This window comes from Vibrio sp. Y176 (assembly GCF_033438945.1).
This window is the reverse complement of sequence record NZ_JAWOQS010000583.1, coordinates 1-677: the sequence shown is the minus strand read 5'-3', so window position 1 is coordinate 677 and position 677 is coordinate 1. Positions and strand designations below refer to the sequence as shown.

The window sequence follows — 677 nt, the reverse complement described above, 5'->3', positions numbered from 1 at the left end:
GTCATGGAACCTTGGTGTGTTGCTGATGAAGCTTGGGGTAACTTCCTGATTGCGGTTTTTGATGAATGGATTAAGAACGATATCGGCAAAGTGTTTGTGCAATATTTTGAAGCCAGTGTAGAGGCTTGGATGGGGCGCGCTAATCCACTTTGTACGCTGGGTGAGGTGTGCGGTAAGGGGTTAGCGATGGAGCCAAATGGCGATGTATTTGCGTGCGATCATTACGTTTATCCGGAGTATAAAATTGGCAATATTCATCATGACAAGCTGGATGAACTGGCCTACAGCAAAGAGCAACAGAAGTTCGGTTTTGCAAAATCTCGCTTGTTAACGCAGCAATGTCGAGACTGTGAGTATCAGTTTGCATGCTACGGTGAATGCCCGAAAAACCGTTTCATTCGTACTCGTGATGGTGAGCCGGGACTTAACTATTTATGTGCAGGATGGAAGAAATTCTTTGCACATGCTGACAAAGCGATGGCATACATTTTACGCGCAACGGGTAACGTGGTGGCTCATGGCAAATACAGCGATTCAGTCGTGCGCCAAGAGAGTGAACAACGCCCAGTATTCGAAACAAAATTTTGAGGAATTGGTATGTCATTGTCTACAGAAGCCCCCCTGTTAAAGACACCGTGTTTGGCATCGCGCAAACGTCGATCGAACAAAGTGAAGAT

General features: G+C 46.1%; 1 protein-coding gene. It reads left to right on the top strand.

The window, feature by feature from the left end; all coding sequences use genetic code 11:
• Positions 1-588 (top strand): SPASM domain-containing protein (locus R7O13_RS27430; RefSeq protein ID WP_318305269.1); only part of this gene is annotated, 588 nt, incomplete at its 5' end.
• Positions 589-677: the final 89 nt, after the last annotated feature.